Genomic DNA, 15,511 nt, shown 5'->3' with positions numbered 1-15,511 from the left:
CTTAAAACTTATAGCGTTTAACTTATTTTTCTCCAAGATAACTCGTTAAGTCTTTACTTTGCCAGCTCCCACCATCCTGGCTCTCTATGAAAGTGTTTACTTATCTACCTTCTCTTCATTGAAATATATTTATTTGTTATATATATTATATATAAAAATGTTGTATTAGATTATTTGTTTTCTATATTTAAAGATTAAAAAAATAACCCTTAGATTATTTTTCTTTTGGTTTACATTCTTCTAATTCATTACAATATTTTCTAGTTAATATGTAAGGTAATGCTGTTGATACTATTAAAGCAAAATCTACAACAATGTATACTGTTCATATAGGCATTTTTATAAAATGACTTGTTATTGCATATGCAATCAAAATAATTACATTAGAAATACATGCAAATAATGCTTGTTTCTTGAAGTTTAATATAGTTACGGTATCGTCTCTTTTTAACGAAGAAAGATATAAATGAATACCTATTAAGAATATTGCTAATGCAGTTGGTGCAGCAATCATAATATAATGAGCATTAACACTATTGTGCGAGTTGATTATCGCCCCACCAAACACAGCTAAAGATCCTTGAATGAATATATTTAGAAACGCAAGTTTGATTAAGTGTCTCGCTTTTGTTTTAATTATTAATTTATGAGAATATTCAGAATAAAATCATCATAATAAGAATCCTGTGAAGTAAATAAATACCAATCTATAAATCATATATAAATCACTTGAATTATGTAAATAATAAGCAAATTGGATTGTTCCCGAAATAAATAATGAACCAATATATAGATAAGTTAATTTCTTATATCTTTGTGATGCATATTTTATAGAAATCTTAGGAGCTTTCTTTAAGTTCGCATCAGTTACAAATGCAATATTACCCATGAATTCAATTACTAAATATAAAGGTAAGAATACGTAAGTCAATACTGGAATAGAATGTCCTCTTATTAATAAAATCAAATGAACTATATTTAAAATAACAATAATGATTCTGGAAATCATTTTACCAACTAATAATTTAATTAATGTTTCATCTTTTCTATTTGCGATCAATGATAATGTGTATTCGAATGATGAAATTAATCTTGAAAAAGCAAAACCTGAAACTCAAATAATCATTGAAACTTTTGCAATTCACTCAGGATCCTTATCAGCAACAACATTCAATCTAAATATCATTAAATCCAACCCAGTGGCGATTATACCCAAAGCAATAACCTTAACCATTGTTAATATCCTGAAGAATATATTATTCTTTTCAAATCTTTGTCTAAAGAATGAATACGAGTATCAATATGTTGTTATCAAACCTGTATTGAAAACCATAAATACCTTTTGGTATGGAGGTGCAGAATGAGAATTAAGTATAAACCCATTAAATATCATTGAAACAGTTGCAACAACTATAAAGTCAAAAAATATTTCTAATGAAGTTGATGCATTTTTCTTTTTATTACATACGAAGTAATTTAACATAAAAGTATTATATATAAAACCTTATAAAAACAATAAAAATGCAATTAAAAAAACTAAGACTATTTCTTAGTTTTCTTTGTAATCTCATCTTTAGAATTTACTTTCATGTTTGATGATCTGTAATTTTTAAAGTGAATAATTTTAACTACAATTGGGTTAACATATTCTGTTAATACACCTTGCATTAGAACGTAGAAGAATGGAGCCATAAATGTTCCAGCTTGCATCGCTAATGTTGCAGATACAATATCAGCATAACTTGCAGAATGACCAACTTCATGACCGAAGAATAATCCTGGAACTTGTTGAGCGATACCTCTAGCTGGGTTAATAGCAGCTGTACCACAAAGAATACCCATTCATACTGATAGAGAAATAATAAACATAATTCCAAAATCTCTATATTTATCAGAAATCATTCCTGAGAAGATTGGGAATAATAGAATTCCTGTCATTACTAATTCAACAAAAAAGATTCATGTTGCTCCAGCAGATATACTGTTTCCTAATCCAATTTTTCCTGTAAATGATTTATTAGAAGCACCTATAGCTGAAATAGCGTGGTTAGCAGCTGCTCCTTCTCCTAATTTACCAAATCCGTAAATAATTAAACCTGTTAATATTCCAGCAGTCATCTGGATAACAATTTTAAAGATTCCGTATCTTACTGTATTTGTTCCTTTTAACATTCTTGTGATTGTAACGGCTGGGTTCAAATCACATGATCATCTTAAGAAAATAAATAGTACTGCACCAACAGCGATGAATCCTGCATAGAAACCAACTAGAACTGGGTGTAAAAAGTAAAGTTCTGCAGGTTTGTCTGTACCGGCAACAATAGTTGATAAACCAGCTAAACTTAATGAAAGAAGAATAGTTCCAAAAAATTCAGAGAAACCATGTTTCATTCATGTAAGTTTATCTTTAGGTTCTTCAGCATTGAATCTATCTTGTTTTCTTAATTTAAAAAACTTAAAAACTTTCATATTTTTCCTTTCGTTTATATTTTTTATAAATCCTTATATTATTTAATAGACTAATTATACAAAAAAATAAAAAAATGAAACAAAGTATTATTTCATTGCTAAAACAATACTTTCTTAAGTTTATGCAACCCTTCAGCTTCAATAAAAAAATAACGTGTTATTACACATTATTTTATGTATTTTACACATTACTAAAAACATGCAAAAGAAAAATCCCATGAGGGATTATCCGTTTGTTACTCTTCCATCTTCTTGAAGGATAAGTCTTGTTTGACCATCTTCTCCTTTGATTGCAAGTTCAACATTGTTCATTGTAGTTCCAGCAATTTGAGCTAGAGCTAAATCTGTAAAGAATGCTTGGTGTGATGTAAGGATTACATTACGGTGAGCTCTTAATCTTGTTAGAAGTGCATCTGACATTACTTCGTTTGATTTATCGAAGAAGAATACACCTGCTTCGTTTTCATAAACGTCAAGTCCTGCTCCTCTTAGTTTTCCAGCGTCTAATGCATCTAGTAGATCTTCAGTATTAATTAAAGGTCCACGTGCAGTATTAATAATAACTGCTGATGGTTTCATCATTGCTAGTGTTTCTTTATTAACAATATATTTTGTTGATGGTAATAAAGGTGCGTGTAATGAAAGGAAGTCTGATTTAGAGAAAACTTCTTCTTTTGTTACGTAAGTGAATCCTAGGTTTTTAGCTGTATCTGGGAAGTTCTTTTCTGCATATTCATCGAAAACGATAACGTTTGCTCCAAGTCCTTTAGCTATTTTAATGAATCCTTGTCCAATTCTACCAGCACCAATTACACCGATTGTAGAGTTGTTGATAACTTTACCTTCTAATCCGTTTAGTGCGAAGTTGTTTGAAGTTGTTCTTTTGTAAGCGATGTGGATGTTTCTGTTGATTGACATTAGAAGTGTCATTGCAAATTCACATACAGCTTCTGGTGAGTAAGCAGGAACACGGAATACTCTAATTCCTAATTCTTCTGCTGCTTTAAGATCGATTCTGTTGTAACCAGCTGATCTTTGGAATCAGTATTTAATTCCTAGGTCTGCTAATTTTGTAAGAATTTCTCTTGAACCATCACAGTTAACAAATGCACAGATTGCTTCTGAACCTTTTGCTTTTTCAACTGTTGCCATTGAAAGTCCTTCAGTAATGAAATTAAATTCATGACCGTTTTTATTTGCTTCTGCAAATGTAGTTTCGTCATACTTTTTAGTATCGAAAAATGCTATTTTCATATATATCTCCTTGTTGATGTTGTTAAATACCTTTTAATTATACACTTATACAAAAAAATGATTAAAATAAGATATTATTTATATATGGAATATACTAAAAAGACCGAAGTTCTTGGAGGCCACAAGAACGAAACTTACAAAATTGAAAATAGCCAAGGGAATTACTTTATGAAAATCAAAAGATTTGATGGCTTTAATCATAAAGTTAAATATTCTGAAGTTTCTAAGTTAGAATATGTACCAACATTACTTGAAGAAACAAAAGAAAAATTAGTGTGAGAGTTTTTAGAAAAAGAAGATTTAGTTTTAAATGATGTTAATCTTCGAAAGATGGCTAAAATCTTATACGCATTACACAACTCAAATGTAGAACTACCTTCATCAAATCACAAAGCGAGATTAGAGCAATATTTCGAAGAAATTAAAAACAAAAATGACATACCTAGTGAAGTTCATTCATTCTACAATAAAGCAGAAAGCATAATCGCTAACTTCGATGATACAACACCTTTACATAACGATCCATGAATGAATAACTTTGTACTTTCAAATGAAAAAGTTTACTTAATTGATTGAGAGTATGCGAGTTTAGGTGATAAGCATTTTGATTTAGCTTTTACTATAGATGGTTCATACCTTTCTATTGAACAAGAAAAAGTATTCCTTGAAGCTTACGGTGAATACGATGAAGATAAACTAAAAGATGCAAAAATACTTGTTAATTATTTAACACTTGTATGAATGCATAGATTCAAGGAATTACCTTTCAGTGATAAGCCAATAATAGAAAATTTACATAAAAAATAAAGAGCATTGCTCTTTATTTTATTTTCCTTGTAATGCAGTTATTAATATTGTATTGTAGACATCATCAATAGTTGAACCTCTTGATAAGTCATTAACTGGTTTATTTAAACCCGTCACTATAGGACCGATAGCTCCAAAACCACCCATACCTTGTGCGATTTTATATCCAATATTCCCAGAATCTAATGAAGGGAATACAAAGATTGTTGCTTTATCTTCAAAACCTTCTTCTTTATATTTACTTTTTCTAATTTCAGGATTGAACGCAGCATCAAATTGTACTTCACCTATTGCTTTATAGCTAGGTTGGAATTTATTATTGAATTCTTCTTTAGCGTTATAAACTTTTTTCGCAGATTCATGATTAGCAGAACCTGAAGTAGAGAAAGAAAGGAAAGCAACTTTATCTTTTATACCAACCTTTTTAGAAAAGTTAGATGCATTAATTGCAATATCCACTAATTGATCTTGTGTTGGTTCTGGCACAACTGATATATCAGAGAATAGATAGTGTTCAGACTCTTTTTCCATAATCATTACAGATGAAATAGTTTTAACACCTTCTTTAGGTTTGATAATCTTGAATGCAGGACTTAATATTTGAGAAGTTGGGAGTGTTAATCCTCCAACAATTCCATCAACTTCACCCAACTCAAGTAACAACATTCCAAAGTAATTAGGCTGGAATATAACTTGTTCTGCTTGTTCTATGGTTTCTTTACCATTTCTCTTACTTAAATACAGTTCTACAAATTCTTGTTTTCTGTGTTTATAATCAGAAATAACAATTGTTTTTATCTGAGATTCTATTTCAGTATTGTGTTCCTCTAATAAAAGAATAGTTTCTACAATCCCATCTTTTGTATGTTTGATTGCAGCTTTCAAATTTCTTTCTTCAACACCATCAAGCAATAAGATGCGTTTCTTTGTATCTAAATTTTTAACTAATTCTATTATTTGTTGTCTAAATGCCATATTACACTCCTAACATCATTCATTACATAAATTATAAACACTTTAACAACACAAAAGATATTTATCTTTTAAAAAAGCAATACTTATTTTTTTGTTTTAAAGTTATAAGTTGATTTTTTATTGCAAATAAGTAAATTTAAAAAGATTTTAGAGTAAAATATTTTCTATGGATAACTTATTAATAATTTTAATCATAGGAATGATAATACTTGATGCATCATTTTTATTTCAAATAGTAAAAATCTGAACAGAAAAACATTCATTCGGATTGTCGTTAACTTCTTGAACTGTAAATATGATTGGTAGAATCATTTGAATAGTCTATGGAATGCTTTTAAGCAATCACGGTGGAATAGTTTTAACAATAGGTCAAGGACTTTGTGGTTTAATGACAATACCTGTTATTTACTATATTTTAAGAAACAGAAAAACTGATGGTGAATATAAAAAAGAACACTTCAGTAAACCTCTATTCGCCTTAAGAGTCTTCATGGTAGCAATCATCTTTACTTTAATAGTTACATGTATTGCATTTTCAATATTAGCAATTAATGAAAAAGATAAAATTGGTGAAGATAAAATGATATTAGTTATTTCATTAATAGGATCTTCTTTCACAGGTCTTTCTTTCTTACCTCAAGCAATCAAAACCGTAAAAACACAAGATACAAAAGCAACTTCATTGAATTTATGTTTGGCATTCATTCTTGGTAATTCACTTATGATTACATACTTAATGATTCAAGCTGTTAATGATGATGTTATGAAATACATTGCAGGAATAATATTTACTTCAATATCCGTATTATCAATGATAACTATAACAATTATAAAAATTAAAAACATCATAACTTTAAAGCAAAATATAGATTAATTCATATTTTCAAGTAAAAAAAGCGAATAATCGCTTTTTTTGTGTGTCTTTGACATATGGTGCCGACTGTGGGAATCGAACCCACGACCTCATCCTTACCATGGATGCGCTCTACCTACTGAGCTAAGACGGCAAATGGCGGGCGATGAGGGATTCGAACCCCCGCGGGCCGTGAAGCCCCTGCAACATTTCGAGTGTTGTCTCTTCAGCCAGACTTGAGTAATCGCCCTTTGATTCATCTTATGAATTATACAATATATGAAAATCGCAAATAAAAAAACAGCTGGAAAAGGCTGTTTCTTTTTTTAAATAATGGCCAAACTTACAATTTTGACCACAAGACTTCCTAAACCATATCCAAGTGCTAAAGATACGATTATATATAAGGCAATTCCAAAGGATTTGTGTGTTCCTTTAATCATCTTAGTTCAGTCTACTGCGAGCAATACATACCCAACTATACCTATAGCTAGAAAGTATGTGATTATCTTCGCTCATGAAGGATAATCCATTATAGATTACCTACATTAATTCTGTTAATAGCTTTTTGAAGTGAAAATTTAAGTTTCAATATTTCAGCGGCATCTTTTTGAGCTTTCAATGCATTTTCAGCTTTTTGTTTCTCTTTAGCTGCACGATTAATATCAATTTTAGATTTTTCTTCTACTGCATCAGTAATGATAGTAACTGATTCTTTATCAGCATATAACAAACCACCAGCGATTGCACAATCCATATAATTGTCTTGTCCTTTTGTACCAATGATTAATGGTGAAATTTCTATAGATCCAACAATAGGAATACGGCCCCTTTGAAGACCAATATATCCTTCTGATGTTTTAACAGTAACGATTGAAACTGGTTGATCATAGAATATTCCTTCAGGAGTAATTATTTTCAGATGTGTTCTGTTTTTATCTTCTGTCATATAATTCTCCTTTATTTTTTCTTATTAGCTTTTTCAATAGCTTCTTCGATTGTTCCTACATATAAGAATGCAGATTCAGGTAAATCATCATGTTTACCTTCGATAATTTCTTTGAAACCACGAACTGTATCTTCTGGTTTAACGAATTTACCTTCGATACCAGAGAATTTTTCAGCAACGAAGAATGGTTGTGAAAGGAAGTTACGCACACGTCTAGCACGAGCAACAACTTTCTTATCTTCTTCTGAAAGTTCATCCATACCAAGAATAGCAATGATATCTTGTAACTCTCTAAATCTTTGTAAGATTTTTTGAACGTTACGTGCAACATCATAGTGTTCTTGTCCAACTACTTCTGGGTCAAGCATTCTTGAAGCTGATCCTAAAGGATCAACAGCAGGATAGATACCTAACGCAGCAATATTACGATCTAGAACTGTTTTAGCATCTAGGTGAGTAAATGTTGTAGCAGGAGCGGGGTCAGTAAGGTCATCGGCAGGCACATAAACAGCTTGAACTGATGTGATTGACCCTTTCTTAGTAGAAGTGATACGTTCTTGAAGCGCACCCATTTCTGTAGCTAATGTTGGTTGGTAACCAACGGCTGAAGGCATACGACCTAATAAGGCAGATACCTCTGAACCAGCTTGAGTAAATCTAAAGATGTTATCAACAAATAGTAGAACATCTTGTCCAAATTTATCACGGAAATATTCAGCCATTGTTAGTCCTGTTAAGGCAACACGCATACGAGCCCCTGGAGGTTCGTTCATTTGACCGAACACTAGTGCTGTTTTATCTAAAACACCAGCTGCTTTCATTTCGTGGTAAAGGTCATTACCTTCACGAGTTCTTTCACCAACACCAGCGAATACTGAAAGTCCACCATGTTGCGTAGCGATATTGTTAATAAGTTCTTGAACAAGAACTGTTTTACCAACACCAGCACCACCAAATAGACCGATTTTTCCACCTTTTGCATATGGAACTAGTAGGTCAACAACTTTAATACCTGTTTCAAGTACTTCAGCTGATGATCTTTGTTCTTCATATGAAGGGGCTTCACGGTGAATTGGAGATGTTACTGCACCTTTTGGAGCAGGTTTTTCATCAATTGGGTCTCCAAGAACGTTGAACATACGTCCTAGAACCTCTTTACCAACAGGAACTGAAATTGGAGCTCCTGTATCTTCAACATCTAATCCTCTAACAAGACCTGTAGTTGCACCCATAGCGATTGTACGAACTGTATCATCACCAATGTGTTGTGCTACTTCAACAACGAATGTTTCTTTACCTTTTGTAATTACTAGAGCATTAAGTAGATTTGGTAATTTATCGCTTTCAAATCTAACGTCAATTACGGGTCCAAGAACTTGGACTACTTTACCTATATTTTTATTTTTTGCCATAATGTCTCCTTTAATTATTGAGCTTCAGATCCACCAACAATCTCTGAAATTTCTTGAGTGATTGCTGCTTGTCTGGCTCTATTGTATTCAAGATTTAGTTTCTTGATTAACTCTTCTGCATTGTCTGTGGCGTTTTCCATTGCTGTACGACGCGATGACATTTCAGAAACTTTTGATTCCACCATTGAACCGAAGATCATAGCTGAAACGTATAGAGGAATTGATTTTTTAAGAACAATTTCTGGTGAAGGTTCAAATTCAGTCATTACTTTAACTGTTTGTGGAGCTTCTGTTTCGCTATTTTGTGGTTTCTCAATTGGAAGTAATTGAGTACTTTCTGCTTCAAATGTAACTGAGTTAATAAATTTTGTATGAATTAACTTAACTTTATTTACTTCACCCGCTAGATATTGAGAAATTGCTTCTTGTCCAATACCTGATGCATAATCATAATTAGGTTCATCTCCAACACTTGCATACTCTTTAAAAGTAGGGATTGCAACTGCTCCTAGATGAGAAATACCTTTATTACCTAAAACAATTATTTTATCTGATGGTTTAATATCTGATTTTAATAGTTTTAGAACATTAGAGTTATATCCACCACATAGACCAAGGTCTGATGTAATAACGATATGTAATGTTGATTCTTTTGCATTTTGTGGAAATAGTTTTTTAACATCTGAAACATTGTTCAATAGTTTTTGGAATGTTTCATACACTGATGTGTAATATTCTTGAATTGATTCTAAGTTACTTTTTGCTTTTCTTAATTTAGCAGTTGCAACAAGTTGCATTGCTTTTGTGATCTTCTTTGTAGTACTTACGGAAGTTAGTCTACTTTTTGTTTCTTGTAATGAAGCCATTATTTCTTAGTAGTTTTCTTTGTTGTTGTTTTTGCTTTAGTAACTTTTTTAGTTGCAGGTTTTTTTGCTGTAGTTTTTTTAGCTGGTGCTTTTTTAGCAGTTGCTTTTTTAGCTGGAGCTTTTTTAGCTACTGTTTTTTTAGCAGTTGCTTTTTTAACTGGAGCTTTATATGTACCTGGTTTTGCAACTTCTGGTAATTTGTCGTTGTCTTTTTCGTTGTAGTTTTCGATTGTTTTTATGAATTTTTGTACAAATTCATAAATGATGTATTTGATGTTGTCTTCTAATAGGTCGTCAAACTCTTTAGTATATGCTAATGCATCTCTAAGTCCTTTGGCTTTTGAATCAGTTGAGAAGAATTTAATTAGTTCATTTTTAAATCTACCCATTTCTGAAACTGGGATTGGGTTGATTAATCTTTCTTTTACTGCAAGTAAAACGATTGATTGATCAATTTGATTGATAGGTGCGTATTGTCCTTGTTTAAGTACTTCAAGCACACGTCCACCATGATTTAGGATTTCTCTTGTTGATTGATCTAGATCTGAACCAAATTGAGCAAATGCTGCCATTTCGTTATATTGAGCTAGTTCTAATTTTAGAGAACCTGAAACTTTTTTCATAGCTTTGATTTGAGCTGTTGATCCAACACGAGAAACTGAGAAACCAGGATCTACGGCAGGTCTTTGCCCTGAATTGAATAAGTCAGACATTGTAAATATTTGACCATCAGTAATTGAAATAACATTTGTTGGGATGTAGGCTGAAATATCTCCAGCTTGTGTTTCGATAATTGGTAATGCAGTAATTGAACCACCACCATATTCTTCGTTAACTCTAGCTGCACGTTCTAATAATTGAGAGTGTAGGTAGAAAACATCTCCAGGATATGCTTCACGACCAGGTGGTCTTCTTAATAGTAGTGATAATGTTCTATATGCAACAGCATGTTTAGATAAATCATCATATACAATAAGTACATCTTTCCCGTTTTCCATTCATTCTTCTGCAATTGTAACACCTGAATAAGGAGCTATATATTGTAGAGGAGCTAATTCTGAAGCTGTAGCAGTAACAACAGTTGTATATTCCATTGCACCAGCAGCTTTAAGTTTTTCAACAATTTGAGCAACTGTTGAGTTTTTTTGTCCGATAGCAACATAAACACAGTTTACGTTTTTACCTTTTTGGTTAATGATCGCATCTAGAGCAATAGCTGTTTTACCAGTTTGTCTATCTCCGATAATTAATTCACGTTGACCTTTTCCAATAGGAATCATTGAGTCAATCGCTACAATACCTGTTTCTAATGGTTCATTAACTTCTTTACGAGACATTACACCAGGAGCAATTTTGAATATTTCCTTTTGTACTTTCTTGTCAATAGCTTTTCCACCATCTTGTGCTTGTCCAAGTGCATTAACTACACGTCCAAGTAATTGGTCACCTACTGGAATTGAAATAACATTCCCAGTTCTTTTAACGGTGTCCCCTTCTTTAATGTTTATGTCTGAACCCATAAGTACGGCTCCGACAGCATCTTCTTCTAGATTAAGTGCCATTGCATAAACTCCGCCTTCGAACTCTAATAGTTCTCCAAGCATTGCTTTGTCAAGACCTGATACTAGAGCAATACCATCACCAACAGAAATAACTGTTCCAATTTCCGCAGTTTCGATTTTAGATCCGTATGCTTTGATCTGTGACTTTATTACAGCACTAATGTCGCTTGCTTTTAAGGCCATTATTGTACCTGCCCTTCTAATAGTTGTTGTCTTAAATTTTGTATTTTTGTGGCTATTGAGTTATCAATTACTTGATCCCCAACAACGACCTTAACTCCTGAAATTAATTCAGAATCAAGTTTGTTAACTAATGTAACTTTTAAACCTAATGTTTTTGAAGTTGTTGCTTCAATATCTTTTAGTTGTTTAGCTGTTAATTTTTTAACTGAATATGCTATACCTTCATGAATATCTTTTTCTTCATTAATTAATGAGATTAATCTCTTCAATGCTGGTATTAAATACTTCACTCTTTTCTTTTCTACTAAAAGCAGAATGAAATTTTTTAAACATTCTTCAATTTTATTTGCGAATGTTTTTTCAACCAATGCTAATTTTTCTTGGGTTTCGATTGCGTATGATCCAAGAATATTAATATATGTCGGGTTCTTTGTTAAAACCTCAACAATAATCATCGCTTGTTCTTTATAATTATCTAGTTTCTTTTCTTCTTGTGCTATATCAAGTAATGCAAGTGAATATCCATTGATATGTAATTGCATTATGGCTGTGCCACGAAGTCTTCAATAAGTTTTCTATTAACTTTTGAATCAACTTCTTTTTCAACAATCTTAGCAGCTGCAGCTAAAGCAACTTCAACAATTTCTTGTTTTGTTTCTTTTGCTAACTTAGTTTTTTCTGCTTCGATTTCTTCTTTAGCATTTGCAAGAATTTTTTCTGATTCTTCTTTTGCTTGCTTTTTAATAGCTGTTCTATTTTTTTCAGCTGCAAATTTAGCATCAGCAACAATTTGTGCTGCTTCAACTCTTGCTTCAACTAACTCTTGATTAGCTTTTTCTCTATCGTTAGAAGCTTCAGTGTTTTGTGCTGTTGCTTCATCGATATTGTTTTGAATGTATGCTTGTCTGCTTTTAACCATCTTTTTAACTGGTTTTCACACTAATAGTGTAAGAACAATTAAAAGAATTGTAAATGCTAAAACAGTAGCTACAATTGTTACTCAAGATGGGAACAACGCACTAAATTTATCATTTAGTTCATCTGATAACGTTGCTGATTTATTTTGAGTTGCAATTAAAATTTTGTTCATTTAATTAGTAAACGAAGATTAGAAGAATTGAAACGATTAGAGCATAGATAGCTGCAGATTCAGCGATGGCTGAACCAACGATCATCATTGTACGGATTTTTGCTTCTGCTTCTGGGTTTCTACCAACAGCATCAGCAGCTCTACCAGCAGCAATACCTTGACCAGCACCAGCACCAGCAGCACCAACCATAGCAAGACCAGCACCAACGGCAACTAGACCATATGCTAGACCAGCACCTGTTGAAATTCCTTCTTGACCTTTTTCTGCCGCAACTTTACCTACTGAGGCAACTGATTTATTAATTCCTTCAATTATTTGTGATGTCATAATTTTCTCCTTATATAAGCTCTTAGGCTTTATTTGTTTTTAAAGCGCTTAGGCTTTATTTGTTTTTAATTTTCCTTTTTGTTTAGCGAATGCAATAACTTTTTCATCTTTTTCTACAGGACGTTCATCGTCTGCAGTGGCTTCAAGTGATCAATACACTGTTGTAAGCAATGTAAATACGAATCCTTGAATAATACCGTCAAATATATCAAAGTAGAAATGTAGTGGAGGTGCTAATAGCGATCCTAATAAGTTTATTTCTCCTAGATATGGAACGTGTGATCATATGGCTCCAGTCAAGTGATAGACTAGGAACATGATTGTTGCACCACCAATCATATTTCCGAATAGACGGAAAGAGATTGAAATAAGTGGTGTAAATTGTCCAATTAATTCTAGAGGATTTGCGAACCTTTTAAAGAATCTATGTTTTTGATAGATAATCCCAACAACATAAATACCAATTCAAGATACCATACCTAAAGTAAGTGGTACTGAATATGATGTTGTAGGTGGTTCTAGACCGATTAGTCCAAATAAGTTACCCACCATTAAGAATGTTAATAGTGTAAAGATATAAGGTGCTACTGGTTGTAGCTTATCTTTTCCGGCAACAGATTTAAATAGGTTGTCAACTCCCATTACATATTGTTCTGCAACGAATGCCACACCTTTCGGTGCTTCGTTTGGTTTGATTTTTTTAACTTTACTATATACGATTATTGCGATAACTACTAGTAAGATAGTTACCAATACTAGTGAAACAAGTTGTGGTTGTCATCATTTGTTAATGTTTTTAGCTACTTTGTCCATCTTCACTCTCCTTATGTCTCTTAAAGAAACTTGGGATGTGAGCAACGACTATGCTTATAGCCACCATACTAATTCCTACTATGAATGTTAATAGGTTTATAGGTTTCAAGACTGAGTGGGAACCACCGCCTCCAAAACCATAACCTTGTACTGCACTATCAATTGCAATGATAGCGAATACCCATATGACGTATCATGTCATCTGAAAAGTTATTCTAACTATTCCAAGAAAGGAAGCTAATCTTTTACTTCTTCTTTTAGAGAGTAATAATTTAGCTGAGAAGGCATTGAATATGAATGCTGTTACAGAAACCATAAGTCCTACAACAAATCCAATTAAAAGAGTGTAATTTCATATTGATGCTATACCAAAAGCTATTATCAAAATCGTACTGATAATAGCAAGTGTAAACATACTTTTACGAATATTTTTATCTTTTAGCACTTTTGCCTCCGGGTATATTTAGGAAGTCATTTTTTAATAACAAAAAACACGGTACGAAGGCCGAAGTCTTGTGAAAGTTATAATATTACTTTGTAATACCCAATTTAATTTTACTCCTTTTTGTTTAAAAATCAAGTAATTAATTAAAATAAAAGTTAGAAAAAAGTAACTAGTATTTAGTTACAATTGGAAATCTATTAGTAATGTCTAAAACTTTGTTCTTCAACTCTAAAATAACGGTTTTATCGTTGTAATTTGTTAATGCTGAATCAATTATTTTTGCTATTTCAATAAATTCTTCTTCCTTTAAATTTCTCGATGTCATTGCAGGTGTTCCAAGACGAATACCAGAAGTTACAAAAGGAGATTCTGTATCATTAGGAATTGTATTTTTATTTATAGTAATACCTATAGATTGAAGCACGCTTGATGCTGTTTTACCTGTAATTCCATATCCAGTTTTAACATCAACGATGAATAAATGGTTATCTGTTCCATTTGAAATTACTGGTGATCCATTTTCAATGAATCAATTTGCAAATGCTTGAGCATTTTTAACTATTTGTTTTTGATAATCAATAAAACTTGGTTTTAAAGCTTCCCCAAAAGCCACCGCTTTACCAGCGATCGAGTGAAGAAGTGGTCCTCCTTGGTAACCAGGGAAGATTCACCTATCAATTTGTTTAGAAAGTTTAGCATCATTAGTCATGATAACACCACCTCTTGCCCCACGAAGTGTCTTGTGAGTTGTTGAAGTAATAATATCTGCTAAACCTACCGGTGTAGGATGTAGACCAGCAATAATTAGTCCTGAAATGTGAGCAACATCAGCCATTAATATAGCTCCAACTTCATCAGCTATTTCTTTAAACTTATTGAAATCAATTGTTCTTGAATATGCTGATGCTCCACAAATAATAAGTTGTGGTTTTTCTTTCTTTGCAATCTCTAAAACTTCATCATAATTAATAAGTCCATTAGAATCAACACCATAAGTTGCTGTTTCATAAAAATTACCTGAGAAATTAATTTTATAACCATGTGTTAAATGTCCACCAGCATCCAATGACATACCAAGAATTTTTTCTCCTGGTTTTATAACTGCCGCTATTGCTGCTGCATTAGCTGAAGAACCAGAATGTGCTTGAACATTTGCATATTCTACATTAAACAACTTTTTCAATCTATCAATTGCTGCGTTTTCAACAATATCAACAAATTCAGTACCATCATAGTAACGTTTTCCTGGGTATCCTTCCGCATATTTATTTGTTAATATTGAACCTGTAGCTTTCATAACGTCATCTGATACATAATTCTCTGATGCAATTAGTTCGATGTGTGACTGTTGTCTTTTCAACTCTTGATTAATAGCGTTTTCAATTAACTTATCTTCTAACTCGATTTTTTTGTACATATTTTCTCCTTTTAAAAGAATATTCTTTTATAAATTATAATGACTATTTCTTTCATTTAAAACTTAATGAGAAAAAAATAACTAAGGG

General features: G+C 32.1%; 16 protein-coding genes and 2 tRNA genes. 2 read left to right on the top strand and 16 right to left on the bottom strand.

What is annotated here, in order from left to right; translation table 4 throughout:
• Nucleotides 1-214: 214 nt before the first annotated feature.
• From ACOMC1_RS02235 to ACOMC1_RS02225, 3 genes are all read right to left on the bottom strand, one after another.
• A complete protein-coding gene (locus tag ACOMC1_RS02235) occupies nt 215-1,483 on the bottom strand; it encodes a low temperature requirement protein A (RefSeq protein WP_420331014.1) in 1,269 nt (422 codons plus the stop codon).
• Nucleotides 1,484-1,542: 59 nt separating this feature from the next.
• Nucleotides 1,543-2,469 (bottom strand): aquaporin, encoded by a 927-nt coding sequence (locus tag ACOMC1_RS02230; protein WP_420331013.1) that lies wholly within the window; start codon nt 2,467-2,469, stop codon nt 1,543-1,545.
• A 225-nt stretch (nt 2,470-2,694) separates the two neighbouring features.
• On the bottom strand, nt 2,695-3,723 hold the full coding sequence (locus ACOMC1_RS02225) for a 2-hydroxyacid dehydrogenase (protein WP_420331012.1): 1,029 nt from the start codon (nt 3,721-3,723) through the stop codon (nt 2,695-2,697).
• Nucleotides 3,724-3,807: 84 nt separating this feature from the next.
• Between ACOMC1_RS02225 and ACOMC1_RS02220 the strand changes: the two genes are divergently transcribed.
• Complete coding sequence (locus ACOMC1_RS02220; protein WP_420331011.1) at nt 3,808-4,530, top strand: phosphotransferase; 723 nt, start codon at nt 3,808-3,810, stop codon at nt 4,528-4,530.
• Between the two features lie 18 nt (nt 4,531-4,548).
• Here the strand turns inward: ACOMC1_RS02220 and ACOMC1_RS02215 are convergent, their stop codons facing one another.
• Nucleotides 4,549-5,505 carry a phosphotransacetylase gene (locus ACOMC1_RS02215; protein WP_420331010.1) on the bottom strand — a complete coding sequence of 319 codons (957 nt, stop codon included), beginning with the start codon at nt 5,503-5,505 and terminating at the stop codon, nt 4,549-4,551.
• 166 nt (nt 5,506-5,671) lie between these two features.
• Between ACOMC1_RS02215 and ACOMC1_RS02210 the strand changes: the two genes are divergently transcribed.
• Nucleotides 5,672-6,379 (top strand): PQ-loop domain-containing transporter, encoded by a 708-nt coding sequence (locus tag ACOMC1_RS02210; protein ID WP_420331009.1) that lies wholly within the window; start codon nt 5,672-5,674, stop codon nt 6,377-6,379.
• A 57-nt stretch (nt 6,380-6,436) separates the two neighbouring features.
• Here the strand turns inward: ACOMC1_RS02210 and ACOMC1_RS02205 are convergent.
• The 12 genes from ACOMC1_RS02205 to glyA all read right to left on the bottom strand — a co-directional run bounded on the left by ACOMC1_RS02205 (nt 6,437) and on the right by glyA (nt 15,423).
• A tRNA-Thr gene (locus tag ACOMC1_RS02205) sits at nt 6,437-6,512 on the bottom strand.
• Nucleotides 6,513-6,515: 3 nt separating this feature from the next.
• Nucleotides 6,516-6,608, bottom strand: a tRNA-Ser gene (locus ACOMC1_RS02200).
• A 282-nt stretch (nt 6,609-6,890) separates the two neighbouring features.
• Nucleotides 6,891-7,307, bottom strand: a complete 417-nt coding sequence (gene atpC / locus ACOMC1_RS02195) for an ATP synthase F1 subunit epsilon (RefSeq protein WP_420331008.1) — start codon at nt 7,305-7,307, stop codon at nt 6,891-6,893.
• 11 nt (nt 7,308-7,318) lie between these two features.
• A complete protein-coding gene (gene atpD, locus ACOMC1_RS02190) occupies nt 7,319-8,719 on the bottom strand; it encodes a F0F1 ATP synthase subunit beta (RefSeq protein ID WP_420331007.1) in 1,401 nt (466 codons plus the stop codon).
• A 14-nt stretch (nt 8,720-8,733) separates the two neighbouring features.
• Nucleotides 8,734-9,585 carry an ATP synthase F1 subunit gamma gene (atpG, locus tag ACOMC1_RS02185; RefSeq protein WP_420331006.1) on the bottom strand — a complete coding sequence of 284 codons (852 nt, stop codon included), beginning with the start codon at nt 9,583-9,585 and terminating at the stop codon, nt 8,734-8,736.
• On the bottom strand, nt 9,585-11,330 hold the full coding sequence (gene atpA, locus ACOMC1_RS02180; RefSeq protein WP_420331005.1) for a F0F1 ATP synthase subunit alpha: 1,746 nt from the start codon (nt 11,328-11,330) through the stop codon (nt 9,585-9,587). The genes atpG and atpA overlap by 1 nt, the downstream gene beginning before the upstream one ends.
• Complete coding sequence (locus ACOMC1_RS02175) at nt 11,330-11,872, bottom strand: F0F1 ATP synthase subunit delta (protein ID WP_420331004.1); 543 nt, start codon at nt 11,870-11,872, stop codon at nt 11,330-11,332. The genes atpA and ACOMC1_RS02175 overlap by 1 nt, the downstream gene beginning before the upstream one ends.
• Nucleotides 11,872-12,420, bottom strand: a complete 549-nt coding sequence (gene atpF / locus ACOMC1_RS02170) for a F0F1 ATP synthase subunit B (RefSeq protein WP_420331003.1) — start codon at nt 12,418-12,420, stop codon at nt 11,872-11,874. Before atpF ends, ACOMC1_RS02175 begins: the two co-directional genes overlap by 1 nt.
• Before the next feature lie 4 nt (nt 12,421-12,424).
• The gene (gene atpE / locus ACOMC1_RS02165; protein WP_420331002.1) at nt 12,425-12,748 is read right to left on the bottom strand and encodes an ATP synthase F0 subunit C; all 324 of its coding nucleotides are present in this window, start codon (nt 12,746-12,748) and stop codon (nt 12,425-12,427) included.
• A gap of 48 nt (nt 12,749-12,796) precedes the next feature.
• Entirely contained in the window at nt 12,797-13,561 is a 765-nt protein-coding gene (locus tag ACOMC1_RS02160) for a F0F1 ATP synthase subunit A (protein ID WP_420331001.1), read from the bottom strand.
• The gene (locus ACOMC1_RS02155) at nt 13,545-14,006 is read right to left on the bottom strand and encodes a hypothetical protein (RefSeq protein WP_420331000.1); all 462 of its coding nucleotides are present in this window, start codon (nt 14,004-14,006) and stop codon (nt 13,545-13,547) included. Before ACOMC1_RS02155 ends, ACOMC1_RS02160 begins: the two co-directional genes overlap by 17 nt.
• Before the next feature lie 169 nt (nt 14,007-14,175).
• The gene (gene glyA, locus ACOMC1_RS02150; protein WP_420330999.1) at nt 14,176-15,423 is read right to left on the bottom strand and encodes a serine hydroxymethyltransferase; all 1,248 of its coding nucleotides are present in this window, start codon (nt 15,421-15,423) and stop codon (nt 14,176-14,178) included.
• Nucleotides 15,424-15,511 lie beyond the last annotated feature (88 nt).

It is taken from the genome of Mycoplasma todarodis (assembly GCF_965212735.1).
GTDB classification, from domain to species: domain Bacteria; phylum Bacillota_I; class Bacilli_A; order Mycoplasmatales; family Metamycoplasmataceae; genus Mycoplasma_K; species Mycoplasma_K todarodis_A.
The sequence above is the reverse complement of the archived record's forward strand: the minus strand, read 5'-3'. Positions and strand labels throughout refer to the sequence as shown.